Consider the following 17,514-nt stretch of genomic DNA (forward strand, 5'->3'; position numbering starts at 1 on the left):
TCAATCTCCGGAAAGGGTATTGGACGCCACGGACGGCAGGCCCCGAGACTCGACACATGATCGTCATCACGACACCCACCGGCCAGATCGGCGGCCGGCTCCTGGACATCCTGCTCAACGACGCCCTCCCCCGCGGGGAGGACCTGCGCGTCATCGTGCGCGACCCGGCGAAACTCCCCGAGTCGGCCCGCGCCCGCGTCGACGTGATCACCGGCTCCCACGGCGACGCGGAGGTCGTCGACCGGGCCTTCACCGGCGCGGACGCGGTCTTCTGGCTCGTACCGCCCGACTCCCGCGCCCCGAGCCTGGACGCCGTCTACTCGGGATTCACCCGCGCCGCCGCGGAGGCGTTCGTGCACCACAAGGTGGGGCACGTCGTCGGCGTCTCCGCTCTCGGCCGCGGCACTCCCGTCGCGGACCGCGCCGGGCAGGTGACGGCCTCGCTGGAGATGGACGACCTCATCGCGGGCACGGGTGTGGCCTATCGCGCCCTCGCCAACCCGACGTTCATGGACAACCTGCTGCGCCAGCTGCCGTCGATCCGCGACCATGGCGTGTTCACGGACGTCGTCTCCGCCGACCGCAGGGCGCCGATGGCGGCCTGCCGTGATATCGCCGCGACCGCCGCGGGCCTGCTGCTCGACCGCTCCTGGACGGGGGTGGGTGAGGTCCCGGTGCTCGGCCCCGAGGATCTGTCCCCGAACGACCAGGCGCGCATCATGTCCGAGGTGCTCGGCCGCCCGGTCCGCTACGAGCGACAGTCGTACGACGACTGCCGTGCGGCGTTCGGCGCGTACGGCGCCGGCGACGCGTTCATCGAGGGCTACGTCGAGATGATGCGCGCCAAGGACGACGGCCTCGACGGCGGTGTTCGACGCACCCCGCAGACCGCGGGTTCGACGAGCTTCCGCACCTGGTGCGAGGAGGTCCTGAAGCCGGCGATCGGCGCGGAGGGTGTGAGCTGAGTTCAGAGCCAGGTGTACGGCCAGATGCAGGGCCAGATGTAGGGCCAGGGCTGATCCGGGTCCGCGTACGCGACGACACGTGGACGTGGAATACCCGTGGAGCGGGGCGAGTTGGGGATCATGACGGGACGCCCACGATCGAAGGAGACCCGCGATGCCCCTCAGCGTCGAAGAGCGCGAGCAGTTCCTGGCCGAGCCGCACATCGGAGCGCTGGCCGTTGCGGCGGGCGAGGGGCGGGCGCCGCTCACGCTGCCGATCTGGTACCAGTACGCCCCGGGCGGCGACCTGTGGGTCATGACCGCCCGCGACTCCAAGAAGGGGAAGCTGATCGCCGAGGCGGGACGCTTCTCGCTGATGGTCGACCGCCTGGAGCCGACCGTCCGCTATGTGTCCGTCGAGGGCCCGGTGGTCCGGACCGAGGAGGCGACCATCGAGCAGTTGCGGGAGATGACGGCGCGCTACCTCCCGGCCGACAAGGTCGAGCCGTACGTGGAAGGTGCCTGGAAGGCGCACGGCGACGAGGTCGTCTTCACCCTGCGGCCCGAGCGCTGGTACTCGTCGGACCTCGGGGCGGTCTGACGCCTCGACCCGGCCGACGGGGCACGGACGGAGACGGAGACGGCGAGCTCTGAGGCGCGCCCCCACTGAGCGGCCGAAGTGGGGGCGCGCCTCGGTCGGTGTACGGCCAACAGTCCTACAGTTAGCGGATGTTGACGTCGATGCACGCGTAGAACGCGTTGGACGTGTCGCCGATGTTCCACACCGCGAGGACCTTGTGTCGGCCGGTGGCGTTGCCGAGGTTGACCTGGTGCGTGACGGTCGCGGGCGGTTGCTGGTTGCCCCCGTCGATGGTGGCGACCTTCGTGCCGTCGACGAAGTACTCGTAGTTCGCGGTGCGGTGACGGGCGGTGAACGTCCAGGTGAAGGTCTGCGTCCTGCTGACGTCACTCACCCGCCAGCCCTTGTTGTCGTTGTCGAGTTCCGCGAACCTGGCGTTGCCGCCGCTGCAACTGCGCAGACCCTTGGGCCCCTCGACGCTCTGTGGCTCGTACTTGATCTCGCCGCACGACACCGTGCCGGCCGCACACTGCGCCTGCCGGCTCGCCGGTGCGTTCACGTAGCCGTGCGCGCTGGCCGAACCGGTCGGCAGCGTGAGGGCGAGGACCGGCGCCAGGCCGGCGCCGATCGCGGCGGCTATCTTCCGCTTCTTGTCCATGCGTACTCCTTCACTGCATTGCTTCATGGGGGTGTGCAGCGCGAAGTGCTCTTGTGGGGGTGGGGGTGAGGTGGGGGCGGTAGTGGGGGATAGGGGACGGTTGGGGACGCGGGTGCGGGTGAGGGGGGAACGGGGAGGACGTGTCGGGGGTGGCCGCGCCGAATGGTGTGGCCACGTGGGCGCGACTGCTGATTAGTCCGGACCATAGACTTTGGCGAGCCGCGGTCAAGGTCGGTTTCGCGCCATGCGGAGAACCCTGACATCGGGGCAGCGAACGGCCGCCTCGGGCGGAGGCCGAGTGCCTCAACGGGTCTTGTGCGCACCGCCGTTGACGTGCAGCACCTAACCGGTGATGTGACGTGCACCGGGTGACGCGAGGAAGGCGATCGTCTCCGCGACGTCCGAGGGCGCACCAGCACGGCCCGTGGCGGTCGAGGCCACGAGCTGCTCGCGCCTCTCCGCCGGAAGCCGGTCCCGGAAGAACTCGGTGTCGGCGATGAAGCCGGGCGCGACCACGTTGGCGGTGATGTCGCGCGGCCCGAGGGTGTTCGCGAGGTCCAGATTCCAGGTGGAGAGGCCGGCCTTGGAGGCGCCGTAGCTGCCGTACGACCCGGAGCCGCGGTTCGCGGCGATCGACCCGATGTGGATGACCGCCCCGCCGTGTGCGAGCCGGGGGTCCAGTGCCCTGGTGGTCAAGGCGGCGCTGACGAGATTCGCGTCCAGATTGGCACGGAAGGCCTGTGCGTAGGCGATGAGGTCGGCCTCCTCGCCGAGCTCGAGGTCCGGCTGTGACGCGGTGTCGAAGTCGGTGTTCCCGCCGGCGTTGTTGACGAGGACGTCGATCCGCTCCGGCAGTCGGGCGAGGAGGGCGGTGAGCGCCTCCGGCTTGGTGTGGTCGCACACCAGCCCGCGTATGTCGCCGTCGACCTCCGCGGCCTCCTTGGCCAGCCGGTCGAGCGGTTCGGGTCGACGGCCGGTGACGAACACGGTGTCGCCGCGCTCGGCGAAGTGCCGGGCGGTCGCGCGGCCGATGCCGGTCCCGCCGCCGGTGATCAGGATGGTGCGTGCCATAAGCTGAACTCCGTACTCCATTGAGGCCTAAATTTAGAGCTAAACGTATCACTGTGGTGAGGGTCGCGAGGGTAAGGAGCGCCAGATGAACGTCAGATGGGGGATGCAAGAGGGATGCGCGGGGATGTCCCGACACGAGAGGTGAGGATGTGGGGTTGATGGGATCCGGGCCGACGGAAGGGCTAGGTGAGGGAGTGGCCGGGCGTGCCGGGGGAGGAGGCGGTTTCGAGGCAGGAGCGAGCGGCGCACGAGGTCCCGTAGCTCGCGGAGGGCTCGACGATGACGCCGCACGGGCCTCCGTAGCTCGCGGAGGGCTCGACGACGAGGCACGGGCTTCCGTGCCTCGTCGAGGCCGGGACAACGGTGGTCCGCCTCCCGGCGACGCCACCTCCGCGTACACCGCACGGGACATCGCCGACGCCTGGGAGCGGGAGCGCCCCGGCACCCCCGCCACCTCGATCGGCATCGTCACGCCCATCTGGCAGCTGGCGAAACTCTTCGGTGACGACCGGCGCCGGGTGCTCGCCCGAGCGGGGGTGGACACCGCGACACTCGACCTGCTCAGCGTCCTGCGCCGCAGCGGAGCCCCCTACACCCTGACCACCCGCGAACTGGGCCACCTCTCCATGGTCACGGCAGGGGCGGTGTCCCAACGGGTGGCCCGCGCCGAACGTGAGGGCCTCGTCACCCGACGCCCTGGCGAGGGCCGCCCGCGTACCGTCGACGTCACCTTGACCGATGCCGGTCACGCCCTAGTGGAGGCCACCGTCGACCAAGTGCTCGGCAGGGAGGCCGACTTGATCGGCGGCCTCACCGCGGAGCAACAGGCCCAGCTGGCCGAGCTGTTGAGCATCCTGCTCACCGACGTCCAACGGAGTCTCGGGGACGAGCGGATCACTCAGGTGGGCGAGGAGTGAGGACCTCGGATCGCCGCGTGTGATTGCTGGCGGATGCTGGCGAAGGAGTGCGGTGGATGGCGACTGCCTGCGATGGGGAAACCCCGAGCCCGCCCTCACTGCCCGGATCTGCACGTGGTGATGTGCTGTGCAATGTGCACTGTCACCTGTACGCGGTGCGGAGCTGCGTTGTTGACGGGGAATCGAACCCCTGCGTTGCTCTCCACGCGCCAGGAGTGAGCCGAAAACCGCGGCTCTCGGTGTGTGCACGCCTCCGGAACAGCTACCTGCTCCCCATCGCCTTCGGCTGGAACGCCCGCGTTCCGCCGGACGGTTCAGTCCAGCAGGTCGGCCTCCCAGTTCGCGCGCTGGATGCGTACGTCGATCTCCCGGATGTCCCGCGCGAGCGCATCCGCCTGCCCGCGCAGTTCGGCCACGGGGAGAGCGGACAGCATCATCAGCTCGGACCGCAGCTGTCGGCCGTACCCGCGATCGCCGGTTCCCGCCGCGGCGTCCGCGGCCGCGGTGACCACCGAGTGGCGCAGCCGCAGGACGTCCCGGCGCGCGAGCGCGTCGGTGAGCGTGCCGTCCTCGCCCAGGTCGACCGTCGCATTGGTCCGGTTGATCCGCCGGATCAGCGACTCGAGGGTGTCCAGCGCCTCGCCGGCGTCGGACAACAGCTGCGCGGCGTCCTCGGCGGGCGTCTCGCCCTCCTGGTACCGCGCGCTGCTGACGACGCGCGAGCGCAACTGCTCCACACGACGCGTCGCTTCCGCACGCTCGGCCAGTGCCTCAGCAAGTTTCACTGTCTTCCCCCCGTTCACTGAGTTCGCAAGATCGCATGAGTATACGAACACGGGGATGGTGCGTGCGCACGGGTTTTTTCAACCAGAATCCGTCGAACGTCCTCTTTAGGGTACGGAACGCCCCGGCTCTCTTGCTGCAACCGGCCGAGGAAGTCGGTCACGACCGCCGTGAGCGGCGCAAGACGGGTGAGGAGAGCGGCAGTTTCCGGCGGATCGACGGGTGGAGGCCGACCTTCGGCGCACGCACGTATCAGCGCCTCCCGTTCCGCTCGCTCGTAGCCGTAGAGGCAGCTGATGAGCGAGTTGACGAGATAGCTGAGGGTGTACGCGCGATCGTACGTTCTGTGCGCATCGAAGAAGTCACGTTCCGCGGGCGACAGATCGAACCGCGAGGAAAGCGCCAGCCCGAAGTCGGCGAAGTAGAGCCGCTGCCCGTCGGTCAGGATGTTCTGGAAGTGGGCGTCGAAATGGAGAAGCCCGCGGTCGTTCATGAAGGAGGTCCCGGCCACCAGTTCCTCCTCGATGAAGGTGCAGGCCCGGACGACCGCGTCGGGGCCCATCCGCACCTGCTCGGCAAGCCAAGCGTGCAGGGTTTGCGGGATGTACTCGAGAAACAGCACAACACTCGACGAGGATTCTTCAAGGCCGGATATCCGGCGTCGTACGCCGCCGCCCCCGCCCCAATAGGCCACGGCCCGCTCGATGTCGGCGAGTTCCGACGGCAGGGTGACCGGTGCCGCGTTCGGGAGTACCCGCCAGTGATACATGAGCGGGAACCCCTGATGACCGCCCGAGAGCACCCAGTTCGTCGTCATGGTGTGCGCGGCCACTTCGCGCCACGCACCGAAGCCCGGCCCACCGATGCCGTATTGGCAGAAGAGGGGCAGCCCGAAGGTGTTCGCCGTGGAGCGGTGGTGATCCGGTTGCAGCTCCACTTCGGTGAGGGGCACGCGTTTCACGAAGACCGGCAGGCCGGCGACTTGGAGAACCGCGGAGCTCCCGCCGATGCCGGATCCGAGCGGCGAGGCCGTGGCCAGGAGGCGCTGCAGCTCACGATCACTGCGCAGGGCGAGGTCGGTTGAGACGCGACGGTAGGTAGCGGGGCGGGAGCGGGAGCGGGAGCGGGGATGGGGATGGGTGCTGGGGTTGGGGTGCATCGGCCGTGCCGCTTTCCCTTCATCGACTACAGCGAGTGTGCGGTGTGCGTGAGGTCTGGGGGTGCCGGGGGAGCGGGGCACCTTGGATGTTCCGCCGAGGGACGTCGTCACCCGTGGTTCGCATAGCGCATTGCGCGTGATCACGTGGGCCGACTGGAATGACTGGATTGAAAAGTCGGAGCACTGGGCGTGGCCAGTACGCCCGGTACACCGGTAGGCCCACCCCACCCCACCCGGAACGCCTGGTACAGAAGGAACCGCATGACATCCGTGCTCGCGGGCTGCACGCCCTGGCCAGAGGAGTTCGTCGACCGTTACTGGAAGGCCGGCCACTGGCGCGGCAACACGCTCGACAACCTGCTGCGCGGCTGGGCCCTGCAGTACGGGGCACGGACCGCGCTGGTCCAGGACGACACCCGTCTCACGTACGCGCAGCTGAACCGGCGCGTCGACCGTATGGCCGCCGGCTTCCGACTGCGTGGCCTCCGACCGGGGCAACGGGTCGTCGTCCAGATGCCGAACGTTCCCGAGTTCGTCATCACCGTGTTCGCGCTGATGCGGGTAGGCGCGATCCCCGTGTTCTGCCCGATGCCATACCGGGGTGCCGAGGTCTCGTACCTCGTACGCATCACGGAGGCGGCCGGATACGTCGGCCCGTCGACCTATCAGGGCTTCGACCACTCCGTGATGGTCGCTGGCGTCGCGGCCCAAGGGGTGTTCCTGCGGCGGGTGTTCACGTACGAAGCCCCAGGCACATCCTCTCCGTACGGTGGCCTCACGATCGACCCGACGGGTTGTCACTACTTCCCCCTGGCCTCCGTGGACGCGCCGCCCGAACGGCCGCAAGTACGGGGCGCGGACGGCGTGGCATTCTTTCTGCTCTCCGGCGACAGCACCGGCGCCGAGAACCCTAGGCTCGTCCCGCGCACTCACAACGACTACGCCTACCAGGCCCGTGCGGCCGCCGAGTTGCTGTCGCTCTCCGAGGACGACGTGTACCTCGCCGCCATGCCCGCCGAGTCCAACTTCGCCTTCGGCTGCCCCGGAATCATCGGCACGTTCACCGTCGGCGGCACCGTAGTCCTGGTCGAGGACCCGGAACCCGAGAGCTGCCTGACGGCCATAGACCGAGAGCGGGTCACGATCACGGCACTGGAACCGACGGAAGCCCAGCGCTGGCTAGACGTACTCCCCAAGGCTGAAGCCGAGGTAAACAGCCTGCGCCTGGCCCAACTCGTAGGCGGGCCAATGCAATACGCGACGGGGACGGCGACGGCGACTGCGGAGGGTATTACACGCGAACTGGGTTGCGACGTCCAACGGCTCTTCGGCATGGCCGAGGGGCTGCTCACCCTCACCCGGGTCGACGACCCGCTCGACGAGCCGGAGAAGCCCACCCGCACCACCACGCAGAGCCGTCCACTCTCACCCGACGACGAGATCCGCATAGTCGACGCGAACGGCAAGGAGACGGCCCCGGGCGAGCCCGGCGAACTCCTCACCCGCGGCCCGTACACGATCAGGGGCTACTACCGAGCACCCGACCACAACACACGCGCCATCACCTCCGACGGCTACTTCCGCACGGGCGTCCGGGCAATGAGCACCCTGGAGGGCGGGGTGGTCGTCATGGGCGACTTGGAGACACGAGCCCGCCCCGCCCAGACCTGATCACCGACCACTCGTCGTCGAAGGTGTGGAGGCGGTCAAGGACGAAGGCGCGGACGTCGCCACGGACATCACCGGTGTCCGCCCAGCTGGTGCCAGGCGTGGCGGCACCCATGGCCACAGAACCGAGCCCGCCGCCGCTCGTCGGCGACGCCGAGCAGGGCGACCAGTAGCCGGAACGCCTTGACACGCTCGTCCCGCGGCAAACTGATGATCTTTGTCAGCTGTTCGGCCAGGTGCCCACGGGTGATCAACACGGCCGGGGTGTGGGTGGTCCGAATCCCGGCCCTGCGGATGGCCTCGGGCCCGTCCTCGATGAGGGCACGGGCCTGGATGCAGAAGCCCGCCAAGTCACGCTGGACTTCGAACTGCTCGGTGTCGTCCAGGTTCTTGAACCATTCGACGCCCTGATCAAGCGGACGAATGCCCTGCGCCAACTCGTTCAGAACCACCACGCGCTCGTCCAACCCGCCCCCTCCACAACCCGACGCCCCGACCACCTGCATGACCATCGAACCACGGCTCCCATCCCGGACGCCCCAGCCGGGTCGCGCGGACAAGGCGTATGCCTACGGCCCAGGACCGCGCCGAGCTACGCCGGCGGGGGCTCCGCTGCACCATCGCGGTTGAGTGCGGCATCAATGTCCTCAAGAGGTAGCGGGCCGTGGGCTCGCGGTAACGACAAACTCGCGGTCCGCTATGAGGCGATAAGGCGACTGCCCTCGTAGCAGCCTTCAACGAGTGGCGGTGACCAGCGCAGTTGACACGACCTGGCCAGGAGCCCCCAACTATCGAACTGCCGTCATACCCCGGCCGCTATGCCGAGAAGAATCTGCGCCAGTTCGCGTGGCTGGGAGAACATCGGCCAGTGGCCGGTGGCCATCTCGATGAGCCGCCAGCGCCCGCCGGCCAGCAACTTGGCTACGTCGTCACTCGGCTCGGGATCACCGAGCGTGCACTTGAGGTAAGTCGACGGGAGGTCGCCGAGCGGTCTTTCCAGCACGGAGGGTTCCGTCAGCGTGGCACCCGGGTGCGGCGTCGAACCGCCCACGATCCTTGCGATCTGGTCGTCGGTGAGGCCGTGACCCTCGAAGTGAGCCGCGGGCGCGACCGGCCAGCAGCCGCCATGCGCAGCGATCGATGCTCTCATCATCGTCCCACCGTCGGGCCAGGCAGAGACGAAGGGTTGACCCTCGACCGGGATGCTGGAGTCAAGGAAGACCACATGCGCTAGCCGGTCAACGATCCGCCCGGCGGCCTGACCGCTCGGAATACCCGAGTAGCTGTGACCCACCAGGAAGACGTCATACAGATCTTGGTGCTCGACCTCATCAACTATGTCTTGGACGTGGGTCTGTTGCCCGGCTGGCACGCCTCGCTTCTCAGCGAGACCGGACAGCGTCAGCGGATGGACGCCATGCCCGGCCGCACGTAGGTGCGGCACCACGTCGTCCCACGCCCACGATCCGAGTAGCGCGCCTGCAATGAGTACGAAGTTCGCCATGGCCGCACCGTAGCGGCGTGACCCGACGATCACCCTCGAAATGCTTTCGCCACACGCCCTAGAGCGTGATGCCCGGTCCGGCGCACATGCCGCCGCCCCCGTTAGGCAGTGGTCGCAGTGTGGTGCGTGGTGAAGGTGGGCTGTTCGTTCTGGTACCCGGTGATGGTGTGGGTCCGGGTTTGTGGGGCGGTGGTGGGCTGAGGGGCGATGGTGATGTAGCAGGGGTCAGTGAGCTCGACGTACCGGTGGAACTGGGTGCGGGTATGCGTGGTGGTGGCGTCCGGCGGGAGGTGCGGGCGGGTCGCTTGGCGGGCGGCCTCGATGAGGACCATGCCGGGGATGTGGTCGGTGTCGTGGTCGAACAGGATCGGATGCATGGGGTCGGGGTTGAGGAGCCAGGTGCGGGGCCGGGAGGTAGGGGCGAGCACGAGGTCGTGGGTGTGGGAGCGACCGAAGGTGGTGGGGTTTTGGTTGGTGGGCGTGTGACGGAGAGCGCTGAGGGTGGCCATCGGAGTGGCACGTATGCGTCGGTAGACGGCGGGGGAGACGCAGGTGAAGTGTCCACGGCCGGTGGCGACGATGTGCTGGTGCGCGTTGGTGATGGTGAGGTAGATGGCGAAGTTCGCGCCACGGGTGCTGCGGGTGAGGATGGCGTTGAGGCTGAGCTCGGTGGGGGTGGTCTCGATGCCGAGATGCTGGGGATGCGTGGTGACCGTCATGTCCTGCATGACGAAGTGATGGTCCAGCGGGACCTGGTGCTCCGTGTGTGCGAGATAGATGCCGGACTGGCGGACCGTTTCGCACGCTTGGAGATGATCGTGGCTGCGCCCGTCCGGAGTGGAGAAGAAGGAGTGGGTGCGGGGCCACTGACCGGTGAGGACGTAGGTGTTCTCACCGGTCTTTCGGTGTCCTGTGAGGAAGACTTCGGCGTGTGCCGCGCGATGAACGTACTGCCGAGCGACGGTGCTGGAGGGCGCGGGCGGCGGCGCCGGCGTGCAGGGGGCGGTGAGGGGGCCGGGTATGGCCAGCGTCTTCTGAGTCGCCACCGCGTTCATGGGCTTCACCGGCGCGGCCGCGGGGGCGGTCGCGCCGGAGTGCGCCGTCACGGCGCCGGGCTCGTCCTGCGCCTCGTAGGGACCAAATAGGCCCTCCGGGCACTGCGGATTCTGATCGCTGGGTGTGGTCCCGCTGTTGCAACTGTTCTGTGGCGTCAGGACAAGACCGCTCATGAACCTCTCCCCCTGGAGGTGAATGAAACTGAAGCCATAACATACATACCCACCGGTTTTTGAGACAAGAGTCGGTGGGGATTACATGTGACGACGTGGGGGAATGGCGGCAGTTACGAGTATCGGGATTCTGTCACGCTGGGTAGCTCCCTTTTGGTGGGGGATTCAGCATAAGGGGATCTGTGCCGTCCGTTTAATATGAAACCGAGCGGTCGGTTTCATCGGTCTCGCGACGGTACCGGCCCTGGCTTCGGCGCTTGCAGATGCCTGTGTCACCGGTGTCTGTGATTCTCTACGGAGAGTCGGCTGCGGGGATGGGTTAACGGCGATCTCCGAAACCGTGAACCTCGTAAACGGGGAGGCGTTTCATGCTGTGCTCCTGAGTGGAGCCGGGGCTGCTGGTGGGGTGCTGGGTTGGCGCCGCCGGAGACAGGGGAGTTGTCGTGGTCGGTGAGGATTGGCGTGTGCATTGTGGAGCCGGGCAGGTGATCGGTGTCGGTGGTAGCGAGGGCGGGTGCGGGGGGCGATCGCGGGCAGGGGCTGGCGCACCTAAGCCTGGTGGCGGTCAATATCGATGGCGTTCTGCTGAACGACAGTTTCGGTCCGGTGATCAAGCGCCTGGTGGAATCACGAGGCGGTGTGTACGGGGAGGAATTGGAAAAGGCATTGTTGTCGCAGCCGCAGATGGAGGCGGCGCAAGTGGCCGCGGAAGTTCTGGGTGGGAGTGCGCGAGAACTGTTGGAAGCGTATTTCCAGGAGCGGGAACGCTATGTTCGCGAACATCCGATCAGGATCCTGGACGGCGCGGATGGTTTGTTGCGGAGGCTGCGGTCGCTGAAGGTGCGAGCTGTCTGCTATGGGGGTCTGGAGAGATCGCATTTCGACCGCTACCTGGGGCGCATGGCAGACTATTTCGACGAACCTGTTTATGTCTGTACGAACGATTTCCGTCCGGGTATCCGGGAGATTGCGGAGATATTCGCACTCCGTTTGGATCAAGTGCTGTTCATTGATGACGTGGCGCGGGTGGCGGAGGCTGCGCGGGAACTTGGGACGCCATTCATCGGCCATCCCAGTGGTGAGGAGACGGGTTTCCAGCGGCGGTCGATGGAGCGGGCGGGGGTTCGGCACGTGGTCGGTGCGCTCAAAGAGATCGATGAGGAGCTGCTGCGCAGGGTGGATGCGGAGGCGGCTGCCGGAGAGTCTTGGCGCTAACGGGTTGGCGCTGGGGAAGATAACTCCCGCCCTCCGCCTACACGTTGCCGCTAGATGGCCGCAGCGGATAGCGATCACTCGTGCACGTACGCCACATCCTTGGCGTTGCCTGACGGCAGCTGCCTGCTGGATGCGCCCGGTGGCCTCAGCGGCACGGAGTGCAACGGATCCGAGAGCAGGGGGAGGTCGTCAGGTGGGCAGGTGACGGGCAGAAGGGCGCTCAAGATCCTTGGCGGGGTCGTTCGGGGAAGTTATGGGTAAGGTACGCGCACAACGATTGTTTTCGGGTCCGCTGCATACCCGATACGGCGCGGAGTGCAGGGGAGGCCACGTGGCGCAGCAGGAGCGTGCGGTTCGAACGCGCCGCGCGGTGTTGGAGGCAGCCGCGATCGTGTTCGGCGAGCATGGGTACGCGGCGGCCACGGTGTCGGACATCCTCAAGATCGCCGGGGTCACCAAGGGGGCGTTGTACTTCCACTTCGACTCCAAGGAGGCTTTGGCGCGGGGAGTGTTGGACGCGCAGACCGCCTATACGGGACCGTCGCAGGACCTCAAGGTCCAGGAATGGATCGATGTGGGGCTTCTGCTTGCGCACCGGCTGCCGAGGGATCCGGTGGTTCGAGCCGGCGCCGTGCTCTCATCCGACCCGCTGGGCAGGGAACAGTACGGCAGTGCGTGGCCGGCGTGGGTCGACCTGTCCGTCGGGATGCTGACCGAGGCCAAGGATCGGGGGGAGATTCTCTCGCATGTGGTGCCGCGACAGACAGCGGAACTTCTCGTCGGTGCCTTCCATGGGGTTCAGCTGTTCTCGCAACTGGAGTGTGGGCTGAGCGATGTCGAACGGCGCATCGCGACGCTCTATGACCATGTGATACCGGCCATCGTGGTGCCCGCGGTACTGGCCCGTCTGGATCTGACGCCGGACCGGGGGGCACGCCTGTTCGCACAGACGGTGGCCGTTCCGCGCCCTGTACTGGCCGATAGCGTCTCCTGAAGCGCTCCGCCCGCGCGGCGTCGGGGCCGCCTCTCTTGACTCACCAGGTGGTGGCCCCGCCGTCGACGGGCAGAGTGGCGCCGGTGACGAAGGAGGCGCGATCGCTGCACAGCCAGGCGGCCGCTTCGGCGATCTCGTCGGGTTCCGCCATCCGGTTCTGCGGTGAAGAGGCTTTGCTCCTGGCTTCCTGGGCAGGGAAGCGGCTGAACCAGTCCTCGACCATTTCGGAGCGGGCCAGGTTCGGGGCGATGGCGTTGACTCGAATGTTGCTGGAGGCGTACTCGACCGCGGCGACCTTGGTGAGGCCGACCACGGCGTGCTTGGCGGCGATGTAGGGGGCGGCCACTGAGGTGGCGACCAGGCCGGCCACGCTGCTGGTGTTCACGATCGCTCCTCCACCGTTCTCGATCATCGCGCCGATTTCGGGGCGCAAGCAGTTCCAGACCCCGCGCACGTTGGTGTCCATGATCAGGTCGTAGACGGTGTCGTCCATCAGGTGCAAGGGGGTCTTCTCCACGGCGGTACCCGCGTTGTTGAACGCCACGTCCAGGCGGCCGTGGGTCTCCACGGCGTGGGCGACAGCCCGGCGCATGTCTGCGGCGACTTGGACGTCGGCGATGCAGTAAGAGGCCTGGGCACCTTCGGCGCGCAACTCTTTGACCAGGAGGGCCAATCGGTCCTCGCGCCGGGAGACCAGCATCACGTGGGCGCCCTCACGCGTGAACACCCGGACCGCCGCCGCGCCGATCCCGCTGCTGGCCCCGGTGATGAGGGCGACTTTGCCCCCGAGTGATCCCTGAGCGTGCGTCAACCTGCGTGCTCCTCCCGTGTTTTGGCGGCAGGTGCCGCAACGTGACACCCCGCTCATGGCGTGCGGATCACGGCAGTAGCTTAGCGTGCCCGTTCGATAACAGGCGTCGGATTCCCGCTTGTTGTTCTCCCGGGTCGAGCCTGGATGGTGCTGCGAATCTGGAGACGGGGTGGTGCGGGGGCGCGGATGCGTGAGAGGTCGCTGGGGGGAGAGCGGGACGCCGTCGGGATTGATGTCGCTCTGCCCGACCGAGGCGTACGCCTTCTCGTCGGGCCCGGGGCGGGTTTGCCGACGTCGGCCAGTGCCGTCCAGGTCGCCTTGGAGAGCTAGGCGGCGCGACGGACCGGCTCGGCACGTATACCGACGGGGAATTCGTGAATCCACCCGGGCCTGCAACTGGCCTTGCAGGCCCTACCCTTGCGCTCCCCAGGTGACGTACTGATCGGCTTCGCTGCTCGGCGGGAGTGCCGGAGGGGTAGGCGGTCTCGTCGACCGCGGGCGTGCGTCGTACCGGCGTGCGTCGTACCGGCAGGCGACGCCAAGTTCGCGCATCCGGGCTGCCGGGGCGGTGCGTCGATGTCCCGCTGGGTTGGGGTGCCTTTGCTGGCAGCAGTTGTCAGCAGCCCCCGAGGGGGCGAAGGCCGTTCCATGCTCTTGCGTCAAGGATTGTGTCCTAGGCCGCAAAAGGATCCCGAAGGCCTCTGATGTGAGCGGTGTGCGGCAGGTTGGTGCCTACCTCGTTGGAGACCAGCGAAAGGCTGTTGGCCAGGCAGACTCTGAAGCAGGGACCATCGCCCTTGGCTGCTTCCTGGGCTGATTCCTGGGCCGGGGCCTCCCCATGCGCCGGCCATGCTGTGCGCACCCAGAGCCCGCCGATGCGGGTGATTCGGGACGGTTGCCAAATTCGGTGCCGGGTGCGGTGCGCCGATTGGGCTGCCGAGTGGTGGTAATGAAAGCTGAACCCCTCCGTGTCACGCGATGTCAGGCGCGATGCGTCCTGCTCCGCCGTCGTTCTTCTCAGCCCCACCTTCGTGATGGCCGATGCCGCCCTCGATGTGCGGATCATCGGTGCCGTGCGGGTTGCACGCGCTGTGGGCTGTGGGGGCGGTGATGGTCGGGAGGAGGAGTTCCCAGAAGGTGGTGAGGGGGGCGGGGGTGAGCCATTGCTGGTTGGTGCGGCTGAGGACTTCGAGGCCGGTGGTGGTGGCCACGATGGTGGTGGTGAGGTGATCGGGGTGGATGTTGCTGTTGAGAGCGTTTTGGGTGGCAGCGCGAGTGATGAGCTGATGGATACAGGTGTGCCATTGCTGGCGGAGGTTGTGGGTGGTGTGAGGGGTGGTGTCGGTGTTGAGCCGGAATCCAGCTCGAACGGTTGTGTTGTGGTGCAGCAGGTGGTTGAGGTGGTGGGTGAGGTCAATGAGGGTTTGGAGGGAGTTCGAGTGGTGGCGGATGTCGTTTGCGGTCTGGTGGAGGGCCTGGGTGGCGGACTGCTCCACGGCGTTGGCGATGGCGGCCTTGTTCTCGAAGTGGAAGTGGAGGGCGCCGCGACTGACGCCGGCGCCGTTGCTGATGTCGTCAAGGCTGGTTCTGGTGTAGCCGTGCCGTTCGAAGAGCCTTGCGGCAGAAAGAATCAGGGCGTTGCGGGTACGGGTGGCCCGTTCCTGCTTGCTCACGGGGTGACTCCTGTCGAGGGTGGATTTTGGTCACCATATAAAACCAGCATGGCGGTTTCGTATCTAGGGTTATACAGGTTGGGCCTGCCCTAGTGGGGCGGGTGTGTCGTCTTCCGCTTGCCGTGGGCGGGCGGCGCGGTCACGGTCACCTTGGTAGTTGCTCGGGGGTGGGAGGGGTGGGCCGGGGCGGAAATTTGGCTTGAAGGGTCGGTGTTCAGTCCTCTCGGGTCGCGTCTGGGTGAGCGGTGAGAAGTGATCGGACAGGCAACTGAGGTGGGGTGGCCGAAAACCGAACCGGCGGTATGTTTTGGTGAGTTGGAGCGGTCGGTCGGCGGCCAGTGGCTGCTCATCCGGAGTGCTGGGTGGTGGCTGGCTGAAACGGAGGGGTGCGGGGGAGGGCTGGAGCAGGGGGGTGTTCCAGCGGTATCCGAGTGCGCTTTGAGGCGGGCGGTCGATTGTGGGCGTATTGCGGGGAGGGGGACCTGTGGACGCCGGTGAGGTCGCACTGTTCAAGGTGGTGCGTGGTCGAGCCTCTGAGGAGGAGCTCGCCGCGGTTGCGGTCACGTTGTTCTCGCTAGCGGCGGGGTCGGCGGGACGGGGTCGTTTGGTTGCAGCTGGTGCTGGCGCTGATGCCGGTGCTGGTGGAGGTGTGGCGGCCGGTCCAGGCGCGGGCGGCCGGTTCGGCGGAAGGGCCTCTTGGCGCGCGCCTGAGGCGACCGCGTACCGGGCGCCGCACAGCTGGCGTTGAGTCGCGGAGTCCAGAGTCCGCCTGACCCGATGACGGGGGCGGTCCCGCTTACGGTGCGCCCAGGAGGACCTGCCTAGCGGGGTGCGCGACTGGCGGCAGAGTCGCCGGCCTTGTCTTCGCTCCCTCAAATCCTTTGAGCCTGCGGCGTGTTGGCGTCAGGGGCCTGTTGTCGCATCCGGTGGCCGCGGTGGAGCTGATCGGCGCCGCGTCCCGCGCCCCCAACTCCCCTGATTCCAGACGGTTTACGGTTCGCTGGGTCCGCGATCCTCCGGGTAGTCGAGCGTGCGACCCTCCAGGACGGCCGAGAGCCCCTTCCGTTCGGCGGATCGTTGGGTTGGTCGTGGCTCCACGGCTGTTCGGAGGGGGCTTCCGTCTCGGTCTGTCGTGCGCCCCGTCTTGCGCTCCCGCGCTCTCCGGCAACTCGTGCCGGCAAGGCGGGGTCGGCTTTGGTACGGCCCCCAGCAAGGCGTGCTGGTGCGGCCTTTGGGGCAGCGGCGTCCCACCCCGCGGGCGCAACCCCCGTACTTCCTTAGCGGTTCGGGCACGAGCTCCATCTCGCTTGGTCTGTTGAGCGAGGCTGAGTGCAGCCCGCACGTCGCTGCATCGCGTCGGCTGCGTGGTGGCTGGCGTCCTCGGGGGCGCCCCGTTCTTGAACTCCCGAGGCCCCTCTCCCCGTTGCGATTGCTTCGTTCTCGACGCTCGTGCGGTGGCGGGTTCGCCGGTCTCGTTGTCCGGGTTGCGCTCGAGGGACTCTGACTCCCTTGCGACGCAAGCCCGTTGTCCCCTTCGTGCTGTCCGCACCCTGCGGTGGCGTCTGTACGTGCTCGTCCGCTTTTTGGCCAAGGCATGGGCGGGGCTCGGTCGGGGAAGCCAGAAACAGCGGATGGTCGCTGTTTTTGTGAGTATGGACCGCCGCGGTGAGAGGTCGTTGAGCTGGGCTTTTCTGGTGCGTGGGTGGTGTCGTGGTGGGCTGCGGGTAGGGGTCGGGTAGAAACCAGCTACGCGGTTTTCTATTGACAGGGGGTGGGGGATCCAATTGAATTTGGGTGCGGTTCAGCGCGGTGTTTGTGTAGGCGGGCTTTTTGATCTTCGCTTTCAGGGGGGCGCTGTGGACGTTGAGGTGCGCGGTCGGGGGCTTGGTGGGGGACAACGTTTGCTTGGTTGTCGTGTGGACGTTGCTCTGGGCTGCTTGTTCCTGGTCCTGTGTGTCTAACGTGCGGTGATGCAGAGTCTGTTGACGGCCTTGGACGTGCCGGCGTCCGTCCCGCATGCGGGCGCAGGAGGGAGGGGGCGGTGTCGTTGTACTGCCCTTGGTCCGTGGTGATGCGCCGCCGCTTGCCGTCGGGGGTCTCTCGTCCGCGGCCCGTGTTGGGTCCTTGCGTTGCGGTAGGGCTGTCAATGGTTCTGGGTCGGGTTGCCTGCTGAGAGAGCATCAAAGCGCTTGGCCCTGCGGTGTGTTGTCGATGTTGCTGTCTGTGTGGTGGGGGTGGGGTGGGCTGTTGGTGGCGGGTTGTTGATCGTGTGGTTGTGGTTGGTGGTCGATGATGTTCGGGGGATTTG

The 17,514-nt window shown here is 67.2% G+C and carries 15 protein-coding genes; 6 read left to right on the top strand and 9 right to left on the bottom strand.

The features are described from left to right. Positions 1 to 56: 56 nt before the first annotated feature. The gene (locus tag ACZ6CV_RS35390; protein WP_469255773.1) at positions 57 to 965 is read left to right on the top strand and encodes an NAD(P)H-binding protein; all 909 of its coding nucleotides are present in this window, start codon (positions 57 to 59) and stop codon (positions 963 to 965) included. 154 nt (positions 966 to 1,119) lie between these two features. Next, positions 1,120 to 1,545, top strand: coding sequence for a pyridoxamine 5'-phosphate oxidase family protein (locus tag ACZ6CV_RS35395; protein ID WP_469255775.1), 426 nt, complete (start codon positions 1,120 to 1,122; stop codon positions 1,543 to 1,545). Between the two features lie 121 nt (positions 1,546 to 1,666). On the opposite strand, the gene ACZ6CV_RS35400 is transcribed toward ACZ6CV_RS35395, so the two are convergent. Next, positions 1,667 to 2,182: a lytic polysaccharide monooxygenase auxiliary activity family 9 protein gene (locus tag ACZ6CV_RS35400; protein ID WP_355820430.1), complete on the bottom strand. Its 516-nt coding sequence runs from the start codon at positions 2,180 to 2,182 to the stop codon at positions 1,667 to 1,669. Between the two features lie 342 nt (positions 2,183 to 2,524). Beyond that, positions 2,525 to 3,253, bottom strand: a complete 729-nt coding sequence (locus tag ACZ6CV_RS35405; protein WP_469255777.1) for an SDR family NAD(P)-dependent oxidoreductase — start codon at positions 3,251 to 3,253, stop codon at positions 2,525 to 2,527. 410 nt (positions 3,254 to 3,663) lie between these two features. Here ACZ6CV_RS35405 and ACZ6CV_RS35410 point away from each other — a divergent pair, with 410 nt between their 5' ends. Then, positions 3,664 to 4,170: a MarR family winged helix-turn-helix transcriptional regulator gene (locus ACZ6CV_RS35410; RefSeq protein WP_469255834.1), complete on the top strand. Its 507-nt coding sequence runs from the start codon at positions 3,664 to 3,666 to the stop codon at positions 4,168 to 4,170. A 314-nt stretch (positions 4,171 to 4,484) separates the two neighbouring features. Here ACZ6CV_RS35410 and ACZ6CV_RS35415 read toward each other — a convergent pair whose 3' ends face one another. Together ACZ6CV_RS35415 and ACZ6CV_RS35420 are read right to left on the bottom strand one after the other, a co-directional pair. After that, positions 4,485 to 4,955, bottom strand: a complete 471-nt coding sequence (locus ACZ6CV_RS35415) for a DIP1984 family protein (protein WP_358713203.1) — start codon at positions 4,953 to 4,955, stop codon at positions 4,485 to 4,487. A 14-nt stretch (positions 4,956 to 4,969) separates the two neighbouring features. Continuing rightward, positions 4,970 to 6,112 (bottom strand): protein kinase family protein, encoded by a 1,143-nt coding sequence (locus ACZ6CV_RS35420; RefSeq protein WP_469255778.1) that lies wholly within the window; start codon positions 6,110 to 6,112, stop codon positions 4,970 to 4,972. A 261-nt stretch (positions 6,113 to 6,373) separates the two neighbouring features. Here ACZ6CV_RS35420 and ACZ6CV_RS35425 point away from each other — a divergent pair, with 261 nt between their 5' ends. Next, positions 6,374 to 7,783, top strand: a complete 1,410-nt coding sequence (locus ACZ6CV_RS35425; protein WP_469255780.1) for an AMP-binding protein — start codon at positions 6,374 to 6,376, stop codon at positions 7,781 to 7,783. Positions 7,784 to 7,851: 68 nt separating this feature from the next. Here ACZ6CV_RS35425 and ACZ6CV_RS35430 read toward each other — a convergent pair whose 3' ends face one another. From ACZ6CV_RS35430 to ACZ6CV_RS35440, 3 genes are all read right to left on the bottom strand, one after another. Further along, entirely contained in the window at positions 7,852 to 8,247 is a 396-nt protein-coding gene (locus ACZ6CV_RS35430) for a DUF5958 family protein (RefSeq protein ID WP_469255782.1), read from the bottom strand. A 335-nt stretch (positions 8,248 to 8,582) separates the two neighbouring features. After that, positions 8,583 to 9,284 (bottom strand): alpha/beta fold hydrolase, encoded by a 702-nt coding sequence (locus ACZ6CV_RS35435; protein ID WP_469255783.1) that lies wholly within the window; start codon positions 9,282 to 9,284, stop codon positions 8,583 to 8,585. A gap of 101 nt (positions 9,285 to 9,385) precedes the next feature. Further along, a complete protein-coding gene (locus ACZ6CV_RS35440; RefSeq protein ID WP_469255784.1) occupies positions 9,386 to 10,513 on the bottom strand; it encodes a ScbA/BarX family gamma-butyrolactone biosynthesis protein in 1,128 nt (375 codons plus the stop codon). 558 nt (positions 10,514 to 11,071) lie between these two features. Between ACZ6CV_RS35440 and ACZ6CV_RS35445 the strand changes: the two genes are divergently transcribed. Then, the gene (locus tag ACZ6CV_RS35445) at positions 11,072 to 11,728 is read left to right on the top strand and encodes an HAD family hydrolase (RefSeq protein ID WP_469255785.1); all 657 of its coding nucleotides are present in this window, start codon (positions 11,072 to 11,074) and stop codon (positions 11,726 to 11,728) included. Between the two features lie 331 nt (positions 11,729 to 12,059). Further along, positions 12,060 to 12,722, top strand: a complete 663-nt coding sequence (locus ACZ6CV_RS35450) for a ScbR family autoregulator-binding transcription factor (protein WP_469255786.1) — start codon at positions 12,060 to 12,062, stop codon at positions 12,720 to 12,722. A 40-nt stretch (positions 12,723 to 12,762) separates the two neighbouring features. Here ACZ6CV_RS35450 and ACZ6CV_RS35455 read toward each other — a convergent pair whose 3' ends face one another. Next, positions 12,763 to 13,533 carry an SDR family NAD(P)-dependent oxidoreductase gene (locus tag ACZ6CV_RS35455; protein ID WP_469255788.1) on the bottom strand — a complete coding sequence of 257 codons (771 nt, stop codon included), beginning with the start codon at positions 13,531 to 13,533 and terminating at the stop codon, positions 12,763 to 12,765. A 971-nt stretch (positions 13,534 to 14,504) separates the two neighbouring features. After that, positions 14,505 to 15,206 carry a ScbR family autoregulator-binding transcription factor gene (locus tag ACZ6CV_RS35460; RefSeq protein ID WP_469255790.1) on the bottom strand — a complete coding sequence of 234 codons (702 nt, stop codon included), beginning with the start codon at positions 15,204 to 15,206 and terminating at the stop codon, positions 14,505 to 14,507. Positions 15,207 to 17,514: the final 2,308 nt, after the last annotated feature.

This window comes from Streptomyces sp. NPDC041713 (assembly GCF_055591085.1).